The organism is Rhizobium sp. BK313 (genome assembly GCF_014193655.1).
Classification (GTDB): Bacteria; Pseudomonadota; Alphaproteobacteria; order Rhizobiales; family Rhizobiaceae; genus Rhizobium.
In genome coordinates, this window is the sequence record NZ_JACHZQ010000004.1 from 158,876 (window position 1) to 180,339 (window position 21,464).

The 21,464-nt window shown below is 60.1% G+C and carries 16 protein-coding genes and 1 pseudogene; 15 read left to right on the forward strand and 2 right to left on the reverse strand.

Features of this window, described 5'->3' with window-relative positions; translation table 11 throughout:
* The first annotated feature begins 37 nt into the window (after window positions 1-37).
* Complete coding sequence (locus tag FHT86_RS21070; RefSeq protein ID WP_409527611.1) at window positions 38-1,240, forward strand: M20/M25/M40 family metallo-hydrolase; 1,203 nt, start codon at window positions 38-40, stop codon at window positions 1,238-1,240.
* A 196-nt stretch (window positions 1,241-1,436) separates the two neighbouring features.
* Entirely contained in the window at window positions 1,437-3,272 is a 1,836-nt protein-coding gene (locus FHT86_RS21075; protein ID WP_133709428.1) for an SLC13 family permease, read from the forward strand.
* A 154-nt stretch (window positions 3,273-3,426) separates the two neighbouring features.
* Here the strand turns inward: FHT86_RS21075 and FHT86_RS21080 are convergent, their stop codons facing one another.
* Window positions 3,427-5,151 carry a hypothetical protein gene (locus tag FHT86_RS21080; protein ID WP_133709429.1) on the reverse strand — a complete coding sequence of 575 codons (1,725 nt, stop codon included), beginning with the start codon at window positions 5,149-5,151 and terminating at the stop codon, window positions 3,427-3,429.
* A gap of 572 nt (window positions 5,152-5,723) precedes the next feature.
* Here FHT86_RS21080 and FHT86_RS21085 point away from each other — a divergent pair.
* Genes FHT86_RS21085 through FHT86_RS21115 form a run of 7 tightly spaced genes read left to right on the forward strand, consistent with a single transcriptional unit; the run spans window position 5,724 to window position 11,299 of the window.
* Window positions 5,724-6,254: a Na+/H+ antiporter subunit E gene (locus FHT86_RS21085; RefSeq protein WP_133709430.1), complete on the forward strand. Its 531-nt coding sequence runs from the start codon at window positions 5,724-5,726 to the stop codon at window positions 6,252-6,254.
* Complete coding sequence (locus FHT86_RS21090) at window positions 6,247-6,507, forward strand: monovalent cation/H+ antiporter complex subunit F (protein ID WP_133709431.1); 261 nt, start codon at window positions 6,247-6,249, stop codon at window positions 6,505-6,507. Before FHT86_RS21085 ends, FHT86_RS21090 begins: the two co-directional genes overlap by 8 nt.
* Window positions 6,508-6,512: 5 nt before the next feature.
* A complete protein-coding gene (locus FHT86_RS21095; protein ID WP_133709432.1) occupies window positions 6,513-6,764 on the forward strand; it encodes a hydrogenase subunit MbhD domain-containing protein in 252 nt (83 codons plus the stop codon).
* Window positions 6,757-7,101 (forward strand): monovalent cation/H(+) antiporter subunit G, encoded by a 345-nt coding sequence (gene mnhG, locus FHT86_RS21100; protein ID WP_133709433.1) that lies wholly within the window; start codon window positions 6,757-6,759, stop codon window positions 7,099-7,101. The genes FHT86_RS21095 and mnhG overlap by 8 nt, the downstream gene beginning before the upstream one ends.
* Entirely contained in the window at window positions 7,098-7,793 is a 696-nt protein-coding gene (mbhE, locus tag FHT86_RS21105) for a hydrogen gas-evolving membrane-bound hydrogenase subunit E (RefSeq protein ID WP_133709434.1), read from the forward strand. Before mnhG ends, mbhE begins: the two co-directional genes overlap by 4 nt.
* A gap of 18 nt (window positions 7,794-7,811) precedes the next feature.
* Window positions 7,812-8,180 (forward strand): sodium:proton antiporter, encoded by a 369-nt coding sequence (locus tag FHT86_RS21110; RefSeq protein ID WP_133709435.1) that lies wholly within the window; start codon window positions 7,812-7,814, stop codon window positions 8,178-8,180.
* Window positions 8,174-11,299: a proton-conducting transporter membrane subunit gene (locus FHT86_RS21115; RefSeq protein WP_133709436.1), complete on the forward strand. Its 3,126-nt coding sequence runs from the start codon at window positions 8,174-8,176 to the stop codon at window positions 11,297-11,299. Before FHT86_RS21110 ends, FHT86_RS21115 begins: the two co-directional genes overlap by 7 nt.
* Before the next feature lie 39 nt (window positions 11,300-11,338).
* Here FHT86_RS21115 and FHT86_RS21120 read toward each other — a convergent pair whose 3' ends face one another.
* Complete coding sequence (locus tag FHT86_RS21120; protein WP_133709437.1) at window positions 11,339-12,496, reverse strand: alpha/beta hydrolase; 1,158 nt, start codon at window positions 12,494-12,496, stop codon at window positions 11,339-11,341.
* Between the two features lie 528 nt (window positions 12,497-13,024).
* On the opposite strand from FHT86_RS21120, the gene FHT86_RS21125 reads away from it, so the two are divergent.
* From FHT86_RS21125 to FHT86_RS21145, 6 genes and pseudogenes are all read left to right on the forward strand, one after another.
* The gene (locus FHT86_RS21125) at window positions 13,025-14,122 is read left to right on the forward strand and encodes an efflux RND transporter periplasmic adaptor subunit (RefSeq protein ID WP_133709438.1); all 1,098 of its coding nucleotides are present in this window, start codon (window positions 13,025-13,027) and stop codon (window positions 14,120-14,122) included.
* Entirely contained in the window at window positions 14,119-17,193 is a 3,075-nt protein-coding gene (locus tag FHT86_RS21130; RefSeq protein WP_133709439.1) for an efflux RND transporter permease subunit, read from the forward strand. The genes FHT86_RS21125 and FHT86_RS21130 overlap by 4 nt, the downstream gene beginning before the upstream one ends.
* Before the next feature lie 149 nt (window positions 17,194-17,342).
* Window positions 17,343-17,840 (forward strand): DUF1269 domain-containing protein, encoded by a 498-nt coding sequence (locus FHT86_RS21135; protein WP_133709440.1) that lies wholly within the window; start codon window positions 17,343-17,345, stop codon window positions 17,838-17,840.
* A gap of 167 nt (window positions 17,841-18,007) precedes the next feature.
* Window positions 18,008-18,316 (forward strand): hypothetical protein, encoded by a 309-nt coding sequence (locus FHT86_RS38925; protein ID WP_409527612.1) that lies wholly within the window; start codon window positions 18,008-18,010, stop codon window positions 18,314-18,316.
* A gap of 525 nt (window positions 18,317-18,841) precedes the next feature.
* A pseudogene (locus tag FHT86_RS38930) lies at window positions 18,842-19,045 on the forward strand (AI-2E family transporter); the annotation flags it as partial.
* A 637-nt stretch (window positions 19,046-19,682) separates the two neighbouring features.
* Window positions 19,683-20,822 carry a helix-turn-helix domain-containing protein gene (locus tag FHT86_RS21145; protein ID WP_246779598.1) on the forward strand — a complete coding sequence of 380 codons (1,140 nt, stop codon included), beginning with the start codon at window positions 19,683-19,685 and terminating at the stop codon, window positions 20,820-20,822.
* Window positions 20,823-21,464: the final 642 nt, after the last annotated feature.

Consider the following 21,464-nt stretch of genomic DNA (forward strand, 5'->3'; position numbering starts at 1 on the left):
CTGAACGAAACAAGATGCAAACAATCGGATGGATAACATGAGCAATACCTCAATTCCTCTCGACGTCGCTGCGGCGGAAGAACATCTCATGCGCTTCCTCTCGGTGGAAGGCATTACCGGGCAGGAGAAGAACATCGGTCTTGCTGTCTGCGATGCCCTGAAGAAAATCGGCGTGCCGGACTCCGCTATTCGTTTCGACGACGTCAACAAACGCATTCCGCTGCCAACGGAAACGGGCAACCTGATCGTGGATATTCCCGGAACGCGGCAGGGGCCGAGGCTGCTTTTCTCAACGCATCTGGACACTGTGCCGCTCTGCGCCGGTGCCAAGCCGCGACGCGAGGGCGACCGCATCGTGTCGGACGGCGCAACGGCGCTTGGCGGCGATGCGCGCACAGGCGTTGCCGTTCTTGTCGTCGTCGCCGAGACGCTGATCAAGTACAAGCTGCCGCATCCACCGATCACTCTGCTGTTTACCGTGCGTGAGGAAAGCGGGCTGCACGGTGCACGCGAGCTCAATCCTGCCGATCTCGGCGGTGCGGCCATGTGCATCAACGTCGATGGTCAGATGGCGTCGGATCTGATTATCGGCGCCGTTGGCCAGGAAAACTGGGAGGTGGAGATCACCGGCCGCGCATCACATGCCGGTGTTGCACCGGAAAAAGGCATCTCAGCCACGATGGTCGGCGCAATGGCCCTGGCCGAAGCGCGCCGGGCCGGCTGGTTCGGCAAGGTCGTCAAGCCAGATGGCCGCGGCACGAGCAACGTCGGCATCTTCGGCGGCAAGGACAACAAGCCGGCGGGCGACGCGACCAACGTCGTGACCGACTATGCCTATATCAAGGGCGAGGCGCGCAGCCCCGAATCCGCCTTCGCGACCAAGATTGCCAATGGATACAAGGAAGCTTTCGCCAAGGCTCAGGCCGAGGTGACCGCTGACAATGGCGACACGGCGGAGCTGAAATTTAGCCAGGTCCCGGCTTATCCGCCGTTCGAACTCGGCAAGGATGCGCCAGTCGTCAAACGCGCGACCAAGGCGCTGAAAACCCTCGACATCGAACCCGTCTATGTCTTTTCCAACGGCGGGCTGGATGCAAACTGGCTCGACAAACACGGCGTTCCCACTATCACCATCGGTGCCGGCCAGGCCGAGATCCACACGATCAAGGAATATGTGAACCTGAAGGAATATGAAAAAGGCTGCCGGATTGGCGTGCTGATGGCAACAATTGATGACTGACAGTCCGTCGGGCCCTCGCTTTCGCGACGGTGGCCGACGAGGTAGGGTTAAGACGAGTGATATCACAACGCCCCGCCTGGGGCGCCGGGTCATCGACGCGGAAATTTCATTGCAAGGGTGAATGCGGCGGCGTTGGCCGGCGCGTTGGCCGGTGGTGTTGAGAGGGCTCGAGCGGGCCAAATGAGGATCGGCGCGATTGAGCCCTATAGCATACACAGCCACCATCATCGCGGTTGCCGTCGTCCTGTTCGTGTGGAACAAGTTGCCGGTCGTCTTTGTGGCCATGCTGACCGCATTGGCGTTATGGGCAAGTGGCGTTTTGACAATCGGCCAGGCACTCGGCGGCTTTGGCGATCCCGCAGTGATCTTCATCGCATCCCTCTTCGTCGTCAGCTCAGGGCTGGAGGTCACCGGCGTTACCGCCTGGGCTGGCCAGCTTCTGATCAGAGGGGCAGGTGAGGAGAGCCGGGCCCGTCTTCTGATCCTGACGATGTTGTTGGTGTCGCTGCTCACCGCGCTGATCAGCGTCAATGGCGCTGTTGCAGCACTTCTGCCCGTTGTGGTTGTCATCGCCGTCCGCCTTAAGCGGAACTCGTCGCAACTGCTCATGCCACTTGTATTTGCCGCACATGCGGGCTCGATGCTCGCATTGACGGGCACGCCGGTGAATGTGCTCGTGTCGGAGGCTGGTCAGGATGCCGGCGTCGGTGGCTTCGGCTTCTTCGAGTTTGCCCTTGTCGGCGTGCCGCTGCTGGCCGGGACGATGGCGATCATCGTGCTCTTCGGACGGCAGCTTCTGCCCGAGCGCAACGGCGCTGCGATGCCCGCCGATTTCAGCCGTCATGCAAGGACGCTGGTCGAGCAGTATGGCCTTGCCAGCGGTATATATCAGTTGCGAGTCCGTGCGACCTCACCATTTGTCGGTACTGCTGCGTCGGCGGTCGATCTTTCCAGCCATCCAGGGCTGCAGCTCGTCGCAATCCAGGAAGGGGAAACGGCCGGGCCGCTCCGCCGCCCCCTTGTCGCCGAGGGTGATCACTTTTTGGTGCGCGGAGATGCCGAGACAGCCGCGGCCTTTGCGACACGCATGCATCTGGCCTTCCGTAACGAGCAGACTGCTGGCCAGGGTGAAGGTACCTTATTCAACCGCAGCTCGGGCCTTGCCGAAGTGGTCATCCCGCCGCGCTCCGGTTTGATCGGCCAGAGCGTTTTCCCCGGCATGGTCACGGAAAGCGGCGACCTGATCGTCCTGGCGGTGCAGCGCGCGAGCGCCGAGATTGCGGCGGCCAACGCAACCAAGGACAAGGGCGGCATCATACTTCAAGCCGGCGACACGATGCTGTTGCAGGGGACCTGGAAGGCGCTCGATGTTCACCTCGACGATCCAGATGTTCTGGTGGTCAATTCGCCTGAGCTTGTACGCCGGCACGCGGTGCCCATGGGGCCAGGCGCACTCCAGGCCATCATCATACTGCTAGCAATGGTTCTGCTTCTCGCGACCGGTGTCGTACCACCTGTCGTGGCGGGTCTGGTCGCTGCCGGAGCGATTATCCTGTCGGGGATCATGAGTGTAGAACAAGCGTACCGCGCTGTCGGCTGGACGACCGTTATCCTCGTCGGTGCCATGATGCCACTCTCGACGGCGATGGTGGAGACAGGAGCGGCAAAGCTGATGGCCGAGCACCTCGTCAACTTCGTCGGCGATGCCGGTCCTATTGCCTTGCTTGCCGGCCTCTTCGTGCTGACTGCTATCATGGGGCAGCTCATCAGCAACACGGCGACCGCGCTGATCGTTATCCCGATCGGGGTTGCGGCGGCGACGGCGATGGGGATCTCGCCGCGCCCCGTACTTATGAGCACGGCGGTGGCCGCGGCGGCTGCATTCCTGACACCGATTGCGACGCCGACGAACCTGATGGTCATGGGACCGGGCGGCTATGCCTTCAGTGACTACTGGAAGCTCGGCTTACCATTGTTGATCTGGTTCTTCGTTGTCTCGGTATTCCTCGTGCCGATGATCTGGCGATTCTGAGTCTGCAGACCGTGTTCGAGCGGGTTTGCAAACCGCTGGATCGCTTGATTGGGCCGACTTTTGGCGATCAGCCTGAGACCAGGCCGCAGCGCAGCCTTGATGAAAATGGCGGGTAGGCACGGCCTTATAGGGCGACGCTGCCGGAGCATGTCGCTTACTGTGATTTCACCAGTCCGGAGAATCCTGCCACCGCCAGGAGGCTCAATGCCCAGCCGATGATCGACTGCAGGAAATAGTATTTCAAGGTGAAGCCGCCGTTGGGTTTCAGCGAGTCCGGTCGCCAGTAATCCTTCTGTCCGATCGAAGCCACTGGAAGCAGCACATCCAGGGAGTACATGAGAGCATTGAATTCCGGATAGCTCGCCGCTTCCGGCTGACTGCGGAAGCACGTCAGCTGGTCCTGGCCGATCTCTGCGCGCCCTGCCAGTTCCTGCCCGCTCGTCGGCATGAAGCGGCTCTCCGTCCGGGGCAGATCGCACATCGTCCACTCGGGCGAACGCAGCACGACGGGGCTATTTGGTTTCATCGCACCGGTATTGTAGGCAACGGCGAAAACAGCTGTGCCGGTCGCCCAGAAAACCATCATCCACACCAGCGCCAGCAGCGGCTGACGGCCATAGCGAAGCGTCACCGCGAGGATCGCGTCAGTGGTCGCAAGCGTGGCCCGCAGAGCCGGATTCTTGGCGCGGTCCCGGCGTGCGCGTCGCTGCAGCCGTTCCTTGGTGATCAGCACCGCGCGCGCGTCCTCATCATGACCCATTTCCCGCAGCACCGTCGCAAGATGCTCGTAGGGCTGCGGCCAGAAATCCGCCTTCCAGCGATCGGGTGTCTGACGCGAGAGCCAGTCGAGCCGACTGTCCGCATCGACGGGGCCACCGATGAAGGCGCCGTACCGGCAGCGGTTCAGGAGCAAATCGCCGGTTTGAGGCCAGCTTGCCTCTTCGTCGTCAATTGCGCCCATCGTCGTGGCGGTCAGGTCGAGAGTTCCGATGATCGACGCGTTCTGGCGCAGGAAAAAGGCGCCATCGATGGTGGTACGGTTGAGCCGCAGTGCATTCCCGCCCGGCTGCGAAACCGAGGCTGCGGTGCAGTCGACGTCACCGCCGAAACGGGCGCCGAGAAAGCGGGCCTCGCCAATAATGGTCGCGCCGCGCAGCGCAAGATCGCCGCCGGCAACAACAGCGTCGCCATATAGCGCGACTTCGCCGGGCCGCTCGATCCGCGCGCCGACGGCGTTGATATCGCCGCCGAGACGAACGCCCGAGAGATTGATGCCGCCGCGGACGTTCGCGCCGCGCAGCAGGACGCCGCCGCGGGCCTCCAATCCGCCCGCCTCAATGACGATGCCACCAGGCCAGGTAATCGAAGCGCCGTCCGCCTCGATGTTGCCGCCGGTGCGCGCACCCGAGAGGCGGATTTCTCCCGTGACGATGGCGCCTCGCAGCGAGAGGCATCCGCGCGCTTCCAGCCTATCGGCCTGCAGCCCGGGCAGGGCCGAGCCGTCCAGTAAGAGGTTGTCGATAACGGCGGAGCGCAAAACAGGCGAGGCTTCGAAGTGGCAATCCTTGAGACCGATGTCACGGGAAATCCGGCATCCCTCGAGGTCGAGAATACCTGATATCCAGGCGCCGCTCAGCCTCAGCCCCTTTTCGTGCAACCGGTAGCCATCGTTGCCGAGGATGAGGTAGCGCAAAAGGTCCGCGCGTACTGTTCTCTCCGCGTCGATCTTTTCCGGGCGCAGGCCGTCGCCCAATCTGTCGAAGTCCCCCAATTGCAGATGTGCAACCACTTTCGCTTCGGCCGCACTGAGCGGGCGAAAATCGGCAAGGCTGGGCGCAACGGGAATGGCGGGTTCAGATTGCGGGACTTTCTGATTCATGATCCGTGTATCCGTTCGGCCGCAACCAGCGATACTGCCTTAAGGCGGTGCTGTCGAAGAGGAGAGCGGCCGGATCTACGCGTTAGCCGAATGGCTGTAGCGACTTGGCATTTCATATGCTCTTTCACCTCCACCATTGCGTCGCGCCGATGGTATCAGCGCGCCTCTCCGCAACGTACGCTTGGCCAGGCCACTGTCGGATAAGCCGACCCGCTAATCACGCATCCAGGCCGACCGGATTCGGCGTTTCCCATCCTATGGCTGGCGGCATTTCCCTGTCGCCGGGCTGATCCATTCAGTGATTGATTTCGCCGTTTTGCGTGCAGGTCAAGGGGTGGCGCTGAAATGCATGGCGCGGCTGCGGTATAGCGGACAGGAAGCATAATTTCTGGATTCAATGCCGATCACAGCCCGCCGTACGCGATGCTAAGGTGTCACTAAAGTGCATCAACCTCCTCCGCGCGGCGGAAGGGGCGGATCAGATTGAGCGGGCAGGGGGACATTCATGAGGTAAGCTTGCCTGCCGGGACTGCGTGCTGACACTCCACCGTCACCCGTCGAAAGCCTGCGCCATGCCAGAAGACCATGCTACACCGCAGCCACGCCTACCGGGATTGCCGCAGAGCCTGATCTTTCTCTGGGGCCTCCTCTTCATCGTCTGGCTGGTCATAAACTCTTCGATCGAGCTACCGATCGCGGCCGTAGGCGCGCTGGTCTCCTTTGTTTTGGCTGCAATTTTCGTGCGCCGTGGCGATGTCTGGAGGATCGCGGTGACGCCTGCAAAGGTCTTTCATTTCGTTGCCTATACCGGCGTTTTCCTGGTTGAACTGGTGAAGGCGAACATCAACATGCTGCGCTATGTCTATGCGCCGCGTATCGATATTCATCCTGGGATCGTGAAGGTGAAGATGCCGCTCAAATCGCCGATCGGGCGGCTGGCGCTTGCCAATTCAATCGCGCTCACACCCGGCTCGCTCGTGATGGATCTCAGAGGCGACGCGCTCTTCGTTCACTGGCTCGACGTCAAGACCACAGACCCGGAGACGGCGACACAGATGATCGTAGGACCGTTCGAGAAGCATTTGGGAGCTGTTTTTGGCTGAAATCATTCTGCAGATCGCCGTCGTCCTGATCTTATTCAGCATCGTGTTCGGCGTGCTGCGGCTCGTGATTGGTCGCACGGCGATCGATCGGGTGGTGTCCATCGATATGCTGACGGTCGTCACGATCTCGCTGATCGCGCTCTATGCCCACACATCTGGGCGTTTCGTCTATATCGACGTCGCTCTCGTCTACGGTCTCCTCAGCTTTCTGGCTGTTCTTGCGATCGCTCGCTTTCTGGAAAAGGGGCCGTAGCTGTCATGCTCGAGATGCTAATCCTCTTGGTATGCGGCAGTATTCTGGTCAGCGGCGTGTTGGCCGTCGTGCTCAGCAATCTCATGGCGGCGATGGTCAGCTCCGGCCTGGCAAGCCTGTTCGCCGCGGCATCCTATGTGCTGCTCGCCGCACCGGATGTTGCAATGGCGGAGGCTGCGATCGGCTCTGGCCTTGCGACGCTCATTTTCCTCTATGCGATACGCAAGACCCGAGGGGGAGGAGCGGTCGATGAGTGAACTGATCGGCAGTATTGTCATCCTCGTTGGCGCTTTTTTCCTCTTTTCGGCGGGCGTCGGTCTGTTGCGCATGCCCGATGTCTTTACGCGCATCCAGGCCGGCACGAAGGCGTCGACGCTCGGCAATATTCTCGTTCTTGCCGGCCTCGGAATCTATCACCCGGACTGGTGGTTGAAGCTGCTGATCATCGCCTATTTCGTGCTCCTGACCAATCCGCTGTCGTCGCATGCCCTATCGCGGGCAGCCCATGCAATTCGCGCACCGATGGCCGCCACCACCGTGGTCGATGCTCTGCGAGACCAGGATGACAGCGCCGTCGAAGAGGGCTCAACATGAGGCGCGCATTCAGCCTACTCGCCGTACTGGCATTCGGCGTCATCTTCGCGGGACTCGTCGGAGGCTATGATGAACGCCAGGCGCTCTCCGCTCTGGCGGTGCACTATCTGACGCAGGTGCCGTCGGATCTTGGCGCCCCCAATGTTGTGACCGGGATCCTGATCACATTTCGCGGCTTTGATACGCTGGGAGAAGTCGCCGTGCTGTTCATGGTGGCGGCGAGTGTCGGCCTTCTCCTGGCAAGTGAAACGGATGAAAAAGCCCGACCTAGAGTGGCCCTCGGCGCGCGGCGGGGGCCGAGCGAGCTGGTGCGCAGCGGCGCGGAAGTGGTGCTTCCTCTGATCTTCCTGTTCGGCGCCTATGTCATCATGAACGGCCACTTGTCGGCCGGCGGCGGGTTTCAGGGGGGCGCAGTCGTTGCCTCCGGCGTCATGCTTCTGATGCTCGCCTACCCCACAGGGCCGATCCACCATGGGTTCCTGAGCATCGCGGAGTCACTCGCCGGCGTGTTCTACGTCTTGATCGGCATCGTCGGTATTGTCTTCGGCATGGGGTTCCTCGACAGCCATATCCTGCCGCGCGGCAATTTCGGGACCCTCTTCAGTGCCGGGGCCATCCCGCTGATATCGGCGCTTCTCGGGATCAAGGTCGGCGCGGAGTTGAGCGTCATTATCGATCGGTTTCGGAGCTGAGGCGGAGACAGGAGCGTCATGGGGCTGCCAATATCGGAGATCCTTCTCACCACTGGATTCCTGCTCGTTCTCATCGGCTTCTGGGGCATGCTGAGGCATCGGAACCTATTGCGCATCATCATAGGCTTTTCGCTGATCGATACCGGTATGCATATTGTTCTGGTGGCGACCGGTTATGTCACCGGCGGAACGGCACCGATCGTCGATGAGGCGCTGAGCAAAACAGACGCGGCGGTGCACGCCGTCGATCCCATTCCCGCAGCACTGGTTGTGACGGCTATCGTCATCGGCTTCTCCGTCACCGCGATCATGCTCTCCTTCGCAATCCGGCTCCACGCTGTCAGTAAAACCCTCTCAATCGACGCGCTGACGGAGTCTAAATGGTAAATAGCCTTTTCCAGCCGCTGAACATCTTCCTGCTTGGCCTCGGTGGGGGCTTTCTCATTCCCCTGCTTTACCGCGTCGCCAAGCCGCTGCCGGCGGCGGGTTTTGTTGTTGCGCTATTGGGGATGACCGTCATTTCGTGCGTCTGCCTGTGGCGCGTCCACGATGGCGGGGCGCCCATAGAGATCCTGACCGCAGGCAGTGTGCCGCCGTTCTCGATCAATTTGCGCTTCGGCCTATGGGAAGGCTTCTTTTCCGTCTGCGTCGATATCGTTGCACTGCTCTGCGCCTGGCACTTTTGGGAGCGGCTGCGCCTGAGCTATCCGGCACTCTTGCTCTACCTGATCCTGATCATGGGCATCAACGGCATGGTCATGACCCGCGATCTGTTCAACCAGTTCGTCTTCCTGGAGATCATGTCGATCGGGACCTATGGGCTTCTTGGGCTCGAGCGAACGCCCACGGCGCTTGCAGCCAGCTTCAAATACATCATGGCAACCGTACTCGCCTCATCCTTCTTCCTGCTGGGCGCCGGTCTTCTCTACCATGTAACCGGCACGCTCAATATCGATGGAATGATCGCTGACCGGACGGCAATCACTGGCCCTATCGGCACGACCGCACTGCTGTTCGTGCTTGCGTGCCTTGTGCTGGAACTGAAGCCGTTCCCGGCAAACGGATGGGGGCTCGATGTCTACGAGACGGCGCCCAGTGGCATCGCGGCACTTGTGTCGGTCGTTGTATCGGCGGGCGTGTTCTTCACGCTTTTCAAACTGCTGCCGCTTTTTGCCGATCATCTCGGAATCCTCGTCTTGTCCGGTGGGGTCACCTTTCTCTTTTCCAATCTCGTCGGGCTGACGCAAACCAGCGTGCAACGGATGCTGGGCTATTCCTCGATCGCGCAGATGGGCCTGCTGATGCTCGCGCTGGCGCTGCTGCACCAGCTTGGCGCCGAACCGTCGTTGCCGCTGGTGGTCGGAGGGCTCTTCGTCAACCATCTGTTGGCGAAGGCTGGTCTGTTCTGGCTTGCCGGTATTGTCGACCGCCGCGAAATCGCCGATTGGTCCGATCTCGCCGGCAATCGGCTCGTTCTCTCCCTCCTTGCCGTATTTGTCGTCGCAATTGCCGGCTTGCCGCCATTTCCGGGCTTCTGGGCGAAATGGGAACTCGTGATGCATGCGGCGGCGGGCGAGCGATTTATCTGGATTGCGGTCATTCTCGTCGGGTCGCTGCTTGAGGCAGCTTACATGTTCCGCTGGTTCAAGCAGGCGACGCGACCGATGCCGAGCCAAGCGGACAGCGGGTTGCCGTCGGGCAGCGAAATGCCGGTCAGTCCTTCGCTGACCAGATTGGCGCCGGTGATCGTCAGTGCCATTCTGCTTTTTGCAAGCGGCTATGCTGCCGCAGCGACCGCGGGCGTTGCGTCGGTGTGGATTGTTGTACCGCTTTGCGTCGGGGGCGTCCTCTGCCTTCTCGATGGGCTTGCCGGCCGGATCAAGTGCATCCTGATGCTGCTGGCAGTGCTCGTTGTCGGCCATTGGATCATTGCTGATATCGCAGGTTTGAGCCGGCTGTTCGCCGTACTTCTCTTCGCAGGCAGCCTGGTCATCGCATTCGCGTGCCTCTATCGCGCCGATTCTCGTCCCGGCTTCTATCCAATGATGGCGATCCTGCTGCTGTCGATCACCAGCCTGCTGCACGCAGCGACCAGCCTTGAGTTCTTCTTCCACTGGGAGATCATCACTCTTGCTTCCTATTTCCTGATCGCCCAACGGCCCGGTGCCCACCCCTACGTGCTGCAATTTCTGTTGTTTTCGCTGGTGTCGGCGTTTTGCCTGCTCGCAGGCTTCGGCATTGCTACCAGCGCTAACGGTAGCGGGGCGCTTGCGGCGTTTGCCACCGCTGGTCCGGCTGCTGCGCCCGCTTTCCTGTTTCTGGCGATCGGCTTTCTGATCAAGGCTGGTGCCGTTGGCGTGCACGTCTGGCTGCCGGGCGCTTATGCAGAGGCGGATGACGATCTGTCTGCTATGCTTTCGGCGGTCATCAGCAAGGTGGCCGTCTTCGGCTTGTTCATGGTGACCTATCTCGCCATTCGTTCCGAGGTCGGGCTGGAGCTGGCGCATGTGATGGGCTGGATCGGACTTCTGACGACCCTTGCCGGCGCGGTGATGGCCTTTCAGCAAAGCGATCTGAAGCGCATGCTGGGCTATTCCAGCATGAGCCAGATCGGCTACATCATCACGGCGATCGCCTTGATGAGCCATCTCGGCTGGGTGACGGCGTTCTACCTCGTCGCCAATCATCTGATGGTCAAGGGCATCCTCTTTCTCGCCGCAGCTGCCGTTATCCTGCAGACAGGCACGCGCTTGTTCGATGAAGCCGGGGGACTGGCGAAACGGATGCCGCTCAATTTTGCGTCCGTGGTCGTGGCGCTTATCTCGATGTCCGGCCTGCCGCCGCTCGCCGGCTTTGGTGGAAAATGGTTGCTTTTGAGCGCGATGGTCGACAGAGGTTGGTACGGCCTTGCGATCGGCGGCCTGCTCGCGACCTTTATTGGTTTCCTCTACATGTTCCGTTTCGCCTATTCGATCTTCCTGGGGCAGAGAAAGTCGGAGCACGATCGAGTGACGGAGGCGCCTTTGGCGCTGCTGGTTCCACAGTTCATTCTGATCCTGGCAATTTTCCTGCTATCGTTCTTCCCCAAGCTGTTGATGGATCCGGTATCGGCAGCGATCGATCCGTACTTCGCCTCGACCTTGGTCTGGCAGGGCATGTCGCTGGAAACCATCTATGGCTATTGGAACCCCGTGCCGATCATGGCCATCAGTGTGACAGTCGCAGCATTGTTGCTTGGGCTCTTCCTGTTGATCTACCGAAGCGGGCGAGGGCGCTCTGTTCCCGTTAGCACCGCGCATTTCTACCGCTTCTATCGTGCGGCATTTGCTCCGCTCGTCACACCCGTTGCCAATTTTATCTGGGATGGCGTCTGCGATCTGACAATCGGCATGGCCGGAGCAGTCCGCCGGGTCTACACCGGCAACGGCCAGACATACGCGCTGCACGTGCTCTACTACGTTATCGCCGTATATCTGCTCGGCACACTGGGCCTTCTGGCAGCATAACGGTAAGTCTCGCCTGCGTCGCTACGGAGCACCTGTGCGCTATTGCCCGGCGGCAGCCTGCGCAAGCCCGCCCAGAATGCGGCTTGGAAGGAAAATCACTAGAGATGCGGCACCCTCGATGACTGATGCGCCGTCGGCGAGCATGGTCTGGCCGGCCGGTCCCTGGTCCTCCCGAAGGACGCTGCGCACCAGGGCATCGTTGTTGACCACTTCCATCAGCGTCGGTGAGCTGGCGAAGACATTGTGCCGACCGCCATCAATGTCGGATACATCGATTACGGCGATATCTCTCTTCTGCAGGATTGCAACATCGGAACCTCTACCGACGCGGGGATGGCCGCCCGCCAAGCGCCCGGATATCCTCAGCGCCCGATCGCGCCGCGAAACGAGAATCGTAAATGGTCGCGGTATCTCGCCAATATCGTCAAGCTGGCTCAGGAACACGTCGACGTCGATGTCGGGCGCGGCCAGGACCACACCGCCCAGGCGCTTCAGAGTGCTGGTGCGGCCCCTGAGGGCCAGATCGCGCAGGGCTTCGGTGACGACATAAGCGCCCATCGAGTGACCGACCACGACAATTCTCTTCGCGTTGGTTTCCGCAGCGATTTCGATCGTCTCAGCAAGTCCACGCCGACCGACAAGCGCGCTGTCGCGGTCGAAAACATAGAGAGGGATCGACGCTCCCGAGGGCCAGGCGTAATGCAGGGCGACCGACTTGACGTTATAGTCGTAGACGATCTGGGCATTGCGGAAGACGCTGTCGGCGAAGTTGTTGTTGTAACCGTGCACGAAGATGAAAATCTCGCGATTTTCGGGCGCGCGCTGGGCCAGCGCCGCATTCAGTTGCCGGATGAATTCTTGTCGTTGAGCGATCGGTTGGTAGGTTCGTGCGGAAAAATGCTGACTCGGATCGGGGGCACGCCCGCTTTTCTCGACGCGTCCAGGAACGTGATTTTGGGGAATGCCAATTTCGAGTTTCGCAAAATTCAGCGTATTTGACCGCTCGGCCGAATATGGCAGCGAAAGATTGTCGGATTGGGCGCGCGAGGTGGCAACGTAGATCGGGACGGTTGCCCGCGGCTCCGCTGCCGATGACGAGTGTGATGCCGCAGGCAGGCCGAGCACGGCGCGTGGTCCACCACAGCCGACCAGAGCCAGCAGCACGATCACAATGACCGACAATCGCATTGAGGACATGGCTGGCTTAATTCCCTGGCAAGCTCTTCAAATCGGTGATCGGCAAGGCATCTCGCAGACAGTCGGTTCTGCGGCGAGGGTAGAAGATGAATTCCAGAAGCACTGACGGGATTCAGCATATCGTGGCACACTGGCAACAAAATACGAATGTTTCGGCCTCATACGAACAGATATTCCTTAAACAGCAAACTGCTAAAATCTGGACGGGAGGCCTGTTTGCCGGATTCTATGCTGATCACTTCGCTTCTTGAACCGCTCTATAGTTCTTAAAGGAGCACTGCGCCTTCGGGTTCCCGGGACGGCGCACCCTGATTCGGGCGTTTGATGGAGCATCGTGACTTGGGTACCTACTCAGGACTTCTAGCATTCGCGTTGATCACCGGGACCTATGGATTGATGAATGGCGGGCGCATTTTTTGCCTCGTCGTTTCGCCAATGCGGCCGTCTCGCTTGGGCCGTTCCTTATCCCGAGGGCGTCCGCGCGGACACTGTATCGTCATGCCGATAAAGCATCCGGGGGAATAACCCATGAAAACGCGCCTTGCTGCATCAAAATCTCATGCAATGTCCGCCGCTGTGTTGGTTGCCTTTGTTCTTGCCGGGTGCCAACGCGAGGACGAGGCCGGCGAGCGTCCCCCACGGCCGGTCAAGACGGTCGCCGTTTCGTTCAATCCCGAGGATACCTACGGATCGCTTGTCGGGGAGATCCGGCCACGAACGGAGACCAGCTTCAGCTTCCGGCAGGGCGGCGAAATCCGAGAGCGAGACGTTGAGGTGGGTGATCTCGTTGAGGTGGGCACCGTTCTCGCGCGCCTCGATACCGAGGATGCGCAGGACGCCATGCGGAAGGCCGAAGCAAATCTGTTCGCTGCCCAGGCGCAGTCACAGAACGCCGAGACCGAGCGGGCGCGGCAGCAGCAGCTTTATCCCCGCACCTCGACCCGTCAGGCCTTCGACGCCGCTATCGCCCAGGCGAGCACCGCGCAGGCCGGCGTTGATGCGGCCCAAGCCGCTGTGCGGATCGCTCAGACCAACCTCGACAATCGTGTTCTGAAGGCAAACGCTGCCGGCGTCGTCACTGCGATCGGGGGCGAGGTTGGACAGGTGGTCGGCGGTGGTCAAATGGTGGTGCGCGTCGCGCAACTTGGAATGCGCGATGCCGTCTTCCAGGTTCCCGAGGCAACGATCCAAAGCACCGGCGGCGAGGCGCGTGTCGAAGTGCAACTGCTCAGCAATCCCAACGTCAAGGCGACGGGATCGGTTCGCGAAATATCACCGACGGCTGACCCGATAACACGCAACTTCACAGTGCGTGTTGGACTTGACACCGCGCCCGACGATTTCCGTTTCGGCAGTGCCGTCCGCGGTACGATCCGGCTGTCTGGAGAGCCGGTAGCACGGTTGCCGACAACGGCATTGTTCAACGAGGGTGACCGGAGCGCGGTATGGGTCGTCGATGCTGCGAGCAAGACGACCAAGCTTGTGCCTGTCGAGGTACATCGCTTCGATACGAAGGATTTCCTCGTGACCAAAGGTCTGTCGAGCGGAGATAACGTCGTCGTCGCTGGGGTACAGCAGCTTCGCCCAGGCATGCCCGTCCGCCTGCTTGAAGGAAGCGCAGAATGAACGAGGGCTTCAACCTATCGGGCTGGGCGATCCGCCGACAGAGCCTCATCATCTTCCTGGTGCTGCTCGCCGCGATTGCGGGTGTGATTGCCTATCTCAATCTCGGTCGTGACGAAGATCCGGAGTTTACGTTCAAGACAATGATCGTCTCCGCCGGATGGCCAGGCGGGACCATTGAGCAGACGGCCGATCAAATCACCGACCGGCTCGAGCGGACGCTTGAGGAGGTGCCGCATCTCGACAGCCTGCGCAGCGTGACAACGGCCGGACAGTCGATTGTCTACGTGACGCTTGACGATTCGACGCCTCCCGATCAGGTGGGCGAATCCTGGTACCAAGCCCGCAAGAAGGTCGGCGATATGGTGTCGACGCTGCCGGCGGGTGCGCGCGGGCCGTTCTTCAATGACGATTTCGGTGACACCTTCGGTATAATCTATGGCTTCACGTCCGATGGCTTCAGTGACCGCGAGGTGCGTGATTGGGCTTACGAGGCGCGGAGCCGTCTGCTCAAGCTCGATAATATCGGCAAAGTTCAACTGATCGGCACGCAGGACGAGACGATCTACATCGAATTCTCGACCGAGCGGCTGGCAAGTCTGGGCCTGAGTGCGGCGACGGTCATTGGTACGATACAGGCGCAAAACGCCGTTCTACCCGCCGGCCTGATTACGTCCGCACAAGATCGGACCATCCTGCAGGTCTCGGGCAGCCTTTCCGACGAGACCACCCTGCGACAGCTGAATATTCCAACCGCGACCGGGTTTGTGCGCCTCGGTGATATTGCCAGCGTCGTGCGCGGGACGGTCGATCCGCCCCAGCCACGCTTCCGGATCAAGGGCAAGCCGGCGATCGGCATTGCCATTTCGATGGCATCCGGTGGCGACATTCTGCAACTCGGCAGGAACATCGACGCGACGATGCAGAAACTTGAAGACGACTTGCCGATCGGCATCGACCTGACACACGTCGCGAGCCAGCCCGCAGTGGTCAAGACGGCCATCCGTGGGTTCACGACGTCGTTGGCTCAGGCCGTGGTGATCGTTCTTGGCGTCAGCTTCCTCGCACTCGGGGTGCGTGCCGGCATTGCAGTCGCCGTCTCCATCCCGCTTGTTCTCGCCTTGACCTTCCTGTTCATGGACATTACCGGCATCGCGCTACAGCGCGTTTCGCTCGGAGCGCTGATCATTGCGTTAACGCTAATGATCGACGATACGATGGTGACCGTCGAGACCATGATGGCGAAGCTCGAGCAGGGCTATGAACGCGTCAAGGCGGCGTCGCATGCCTATACCTCGACAGCGTTTCCGATGCTGGCCGGAACGTTGGTGACGATCGCCGGCTTCATTCCGGTCGGCTTCGCCAGCAGCTCTTCGGGCGAGTATGCACGGTCGCTGTTCCTCGTGATCGGCTTCTCGCTCATCGTGTCCTGGCTGGTCGCCGTATTGTTGACGCCGATCATCGGCCTTGCTGTTCTCAAATCAGGGACGGCAACGGGCGAGAAGCAGGACGGCGCATTGCTGCGAGGCTTCAAGAATGTTCTCTATGCCTGCATGCGGATGCGCCTCGTCGTCGTCCTCGCGACTGTCGCCTTGTTTGCGCTAGCGCTTGTTGGGTCGTCCGCCATGAAGCGGCAGTTCTTTCCGGCATCCGATCGGCCCGAGCTAATTCTGCAGTTGACCCTGCCGCAAAGCGCTTCCCAGGAGGCCACGGCCGTCGAAGTGTCGAAAGCCGAGGAAGTCCTCGCCGCTGACGAGGATGTGGCCGACTGGAGCTTCTACATCGGTTCGGATCCGGTTCGCTTCTATCTGTCGATGGATCTGCAGGCGCCGGCGCCGTCCCGTGCCCAAGCGGTGGTGATCGCCAAGAGCGTCGGCGCGCGTGACGCGCTGCAGGCACGCCTTCAGAAGGCGCTTGACGAAAAGCTGCCTGACATCATCGTGCGCGTCTCGCCGCTGGAAATGGGACCACCCGTTGGCTGGCCCGTTCAATACCGCGTCAGCGGCCCTGACATTCCCGGGGTTCGCAATGTTGCGTGGCAGGTGGCCGATGCAATCAACAAGGTCCCTGGCGTAGTTCAGCCCAACCTCGACTGGAACGAACCGGTCCGCAAGATCGTCATCAACGTCGATCAAGATCGTGCCCGGCTGGTCGGGCTGAACTCCTCGGTGATTGCCCAGACGCTATTTGCGACGGCATCCGGTGTTCCGATCACTCAGGTCCGGGACTCGATCTACCTAATCAATGTCGTTGCTCGGTCGACGGCCGAGGAGCGTGTCGACATCAGCACGATCCGTTCGTTGCAGATCCCGGTCGGCCCCAATCATACCGTGCCGCTCTCGAGCATCGCAACGATCGACTATCAGACCACGCAGCCAGTCATCTGGCGTCGAGACGGTTCAACGACGATCACCGTTCAGGCGGACACGGCCGAAGGTATGCTGGCTGCCGGCGTGGTTGAGGCGGCAGCCGGCAAGATCGACGAATTGCGCAAGGCCAATCCGCGTTACCAGATCGAGGTAGGCGGCGCGGTCGAGGGCGCGGAAGAGGGGCTGGCATCGGTTGTCGAAATGCTTCCGGTCATGGCGATCATCATCTTGATCGTGCTGATGTTCCAGCTGCAAAGCGTTCAGCGCCTGCTGCTCGTCATCAGTGTCGTGCCATTGGGGTTGATCGGTGTTGTGTTGATTATGCTGATCACCAACACGCCGGTGGGCTTCATTGCGGTTCTCGGGATAATCGCTCTGATCGGCATGATCACCCGAAACTCGGTGGTGCTGATCGACCAGATTGACATCGCGATGGAAGAGAAAGGCAGGACATGGCGGGGTGTCATCGATGCGACCGCCCACCGTCTGCGGCCGGTTTTCCTGACGGCGGGATCGACGGTCCTCGGAATGCTGCCGATCATCCGCGATCCGTTCTGGTCGCCACTCGCCTTCACAGTCATTGGAGGACTGGTGGTGGCTGCGGCATTGACACTGATTTTCCTGCCAGTGCTCTATGTGCTGTGGTTTCGCATTCCGGCCGAGGCCGAGGGCCGAGCCCAAAAAGGTGAAGGCTCCTATGGCTGAGCCGGCTGCGGCTGAGATGCCTGACGTTGGGGACAAAAGAAGGAGACGCAGGCCAAGCTACGGGATTCCTTGCCAATTCCTTCAGTATGTTCCCGGCTATGATTTGTTCTTAACGTGTCTGTCCAAAGCCCAGTTGAAGGGGAGTAATCATGTCTGATCTGATCGCAATTGTTTACCCGACCGAAGCGAAAGCCGAGGAAGTGCGTCAGCGCTTGTTCGAATTGCAGAAAGAGTACTTGATCAAAATTGGAGATGCTGTCATCGCCACGAAGACGGAGGCTGGCAAGATCAAATTGAACCAGCTGGTCAATACGACGGCCGCCGGTGCTGCATCGGGCAGCTTCTGGGGGCTGCTGATAGGCGTTCTGTTTCTTAATCCGCTTCTCGGCGTGGCGGTCGGCGCCGCATCCGGCGCAATCGGTGGCGCCTTGACCGACGTTGGTATCAACGACGCTTTCATGAAGGAACTCGCGGCCAATCTTCATGCGGGCAATGGCGCGCTATTCGTCCTGATCCAGGAGATGACGGCGGACAAGGTCCTCAAGGAGATATCGCCTTTTGGCGGCGTCGTGCTCAAGACCTCTCTCGACGAGACGAAGGAGCAGGTCTTGCGTGACGCGTTGCAGAAGACAACCGCGGCCAGCTAGCTTGCGGAAATGGGCGGGATTTCAAGCCCGCGCGTATTATGGCCAGCCGAGAACGCTTGCCTTGCGCGCGGCGACGGAGGTCCGTCTCCGCATCATTTCATGCGATGCCGGCTCCCGACTTTCGGTGGTGGGAATCTGGCAAACAGAACAATAGTTTAGGGGTGGGCATGCTCGATGCAAGTGGCCGTCGCATGATCGGGTCGATAGCGACCGGCATCCTCTTACTCACTCTGCTTTATGTCTCGCAATCGATCTTCGCGCCGCTTATCTTTTTTGCCATTTGTCATTACGCTGGTCTGGCCGTGCCAGGCCATGTTGCAGCGCTGGCTTCCGAAGCTTTTGGCCCTTCTCATCAGATTGATCGTGACGATGGTCGTTATGGTCTCCATCGGCTCGTGCGTAGCCTGGGGGTTCGGCAAGCTCGCGCAATGGCACTTGTCAACGCTGAGCGCTTCCAGACGATCTATGTCGACTGAACAAATTGACTGGAAGGGCATGGCGTCGCGGTCACGAGCCCGTTGGCTGATCGCTTCGATGTGAGCTGGCTGGTTCGCTTTGTGCAGAGGATGGCTGGGCGAGTAAACAGCTTCGCCGGCTTTGCGTTGCTGGTCTTCATCTTCGTCATACTTGGCTTGCTCGAGGTGGAAGATTTCAATGCCCGGCTTATTGCACTAGCTGCCCAACCCCTTGGCATGCGCATCCTGCGGGCCAATCATCGGTGCAATGCTGCGCCGCTTCATGATTGTTCGGACGTTCGCGAGTATCCTCACTGGCTTGGTGGTCTGGCTGTTTGCACTGGGCGCCGGATTGGGACTTGCCGCTGCCTGGGGTGCGATCGCCTTCGCACTCAACTACATCCCTTTTCTTGGGCCATTTTGTTGCGACGGCGCTTCAGACGCTGTTTGCCATAGCGCAGTTCGGTTCATGCAGATGGCGGTCGTCATTTTCGCGAGCCTCAATGTGACCCAGTTTATCATCGGCAGCTATCGGAGCCGCGGCTTACGGGTGCTTCGCTGGCAGTATCCCCCTTCGCCATCATCTTTGCGGTCTTCTTCTGGAGCGTCATGTGGGGGATCTCGGGGGCTTTCATTGGCGTGCCTATTCTGATCGTGTTCATTGTTTATTGCGAGGGCACACCGTCTGAAAAGTGGGGTGCGACGCTGCTGTCGAGCGGTGCGATGACTGCGCCAGATCGCGAGTCATAAGGGAGAAGCGGCATGCGCGGGGATCGTTTTTTGACGCGAATACAATGCGATACCATCGTCCGGCGATCCAGCCATGGCGTGTTTCATCTGATGGTTGAGGAAAGGGGGCTAGAGGGGTAGATTGCAGGTGGGAGGAACAGCGACTTCCATAGGCCGGTATGTCGTAAATATCCAAATGAACACTCATGAGCGCGGCGATACCCGCCGTGTGCGACGAAAGGCTGCGTTCGGAGCCTGCAGATAACACATCGCTTGCATCATTCAGACGTCACCCGGCCCTCACTCGTGGACCCGAGAGGAGAGTACGAATGAACTGCATATCTGCTATTCGCCCAATGGCGGCAGACTTGGCGCTCAACCACGGACTTGAAAAAAACGTCGCCGCTTCGAGTGGTGTTGTTCAGCATTTTAGGCCTGAAGACGCCATAAGCTGCAATGACGGCAATGTGGTGGGGCGCCATACGGTTATTGACGATGCCGCCCCGCTTGTCGTGCCGCGGGTCGACACAGCTGCGACAGAGTTCGAAGGTCTCTTCCGCAATTTGCGTCCAACGTGCTCGGCTCTCTTCCTGTGCGAGAATTTTCCGCCACTCAGCAGCCGGTCGCGTCCTGCCGTCGGCCAACTGGAGGTGACGCGATGACTAGCGAAAATCTCATGACGCATGGCAGATCGCGCGAGCCGCAGTTGGACTACGAGAGGTTTGCCAGCCCGGATAGCGAGGCAGCCGATGCGATGCCGGTTGAAGAACGGACGCCGTACCTTCCTTCCTTCGAATTTTCGACCGAGGGTTTGGCTCGACCGGACCAGTTTGCCGCTTGGCGCGATAGTTTCTCGCCCATGCTCGAACTGGCTGATGCCGATCCGACGACCGCCTACTTCGGCGGCCGACAGAAGCTTTGGGATCTTGGCAGTCTCGTCCTTGCGCAGATCAGTACGGACAGCCTCTCATTTTCGAGCTTGCCGGGATATGTCCGGCGCGATCCCCTCGATCACTGGACGATGACTGTCTTGCGATGGGGACAGATTCGGACTGATGCAGGACGAGGCGCGTTTGCCGCGGGGCCTGGCGAAGTCCAGATCCATTCGCTTGGTCGTTCCTTCAACGGTGCTGTCGATAAAAGCGAAATGCTCGTGCTCTTCGTGCCGCGCGACCTTTCCGTCGAAACCGCCGCCACGCTCGGTTCGGCGGAATTTTCCACGCTTGGCACCGGCATGGGGGGATTGTTCTCGGACTACCTCACTGACGTCGCCAATCGTCTGCCAACGCTTACCCAGACAGATCTGCCAGGACTGGTCGCAGCGACGCGGGCGATGATCCTTGCCTGCGTTTCGCCGTCCGCAGATCATATCGAGGCTGCCGAAGGACCGATCGCCAATGTGCTTCTCGAAAGGGCGCGGCAACTGGTGCATAGCCGACTGCTCGATCCAAAACTCGGGAGCGAGTTGGTTCGGCGGGAGCTCGGCGTTTCGCGTACGCGGCTTTACAACCTGTTCGAGCCCTTTGGCGGGGTAATGCATTACATTCAGCACCGCCGGTTGCTCAGCGCCTATGCTGCGTTGACCGACCCAAATGATCGGCGCCTCATTTTCCAGATCGCCGAAGAGCGAGCGTTCAGTGACGGCGCGGAGTTCGGTCGGGCATTCAAACGGGCGTTCGGCTACAGCCCAAGCGAAGTGAGGAATCGAGGCGGAGGTGGCGTCCCAATTCGGCCGAATCTCAACGATTGCCCGTCAGAGGAGCGTTTGGGCATGCTCCTCCGAAGACTGCAAGGGTAGTCCGAAATGTTTGTTGCTAGGCGTTGCCTCTCGACGGCGTATTCCATCGCCGCCATGAGCACTTCCACTTGTCACGATCATCGGGGAGGCTACATCGCCGGTGAACGAACCTTACGTGGAGTGAGCGGCTGCCTTCACGTCATGCGCCCGGATTGCCGCCTGAGCGGCAGCCGCTCCGGCAAATCCGTGAAAAAAGCGCTAAACGTCCGAAGGAGATCGATATGGCTTTTGAAAAGGCAAACGAGGCCGCGCCCCACTGGTTCCCGGAGTGCTATAGCGATCATGTCGCCGAGGTGGTTCCGGAGGCTACGAGCAGCCGCGCCGTAGAAGTAACGGGGTGGTTACGAAACGTGGATTCGCAAGGGTACGGCGAGGGTACTTCGAATCTTGGTGTGGAGATACTGTCGTTCGCGTCGACGTCGGCAACGACGATGTCACTACACGGATCGAACCTTCGACAGAGCCGATGGTCAAATTCCGAGCCGATCTCGATTCAGTATGGATAAGGAAACATGGCATGTCAGAGGCGCAGGGCTTGCAGCCTATTTTCTTGATCGCATCAGGGAGGGTGGTCAGGTGCCCTCGTGGTTCACCCGGCAATTCACCGAAAAGAGAATTGAAAGTCATCTTCTAGCCAGTGCG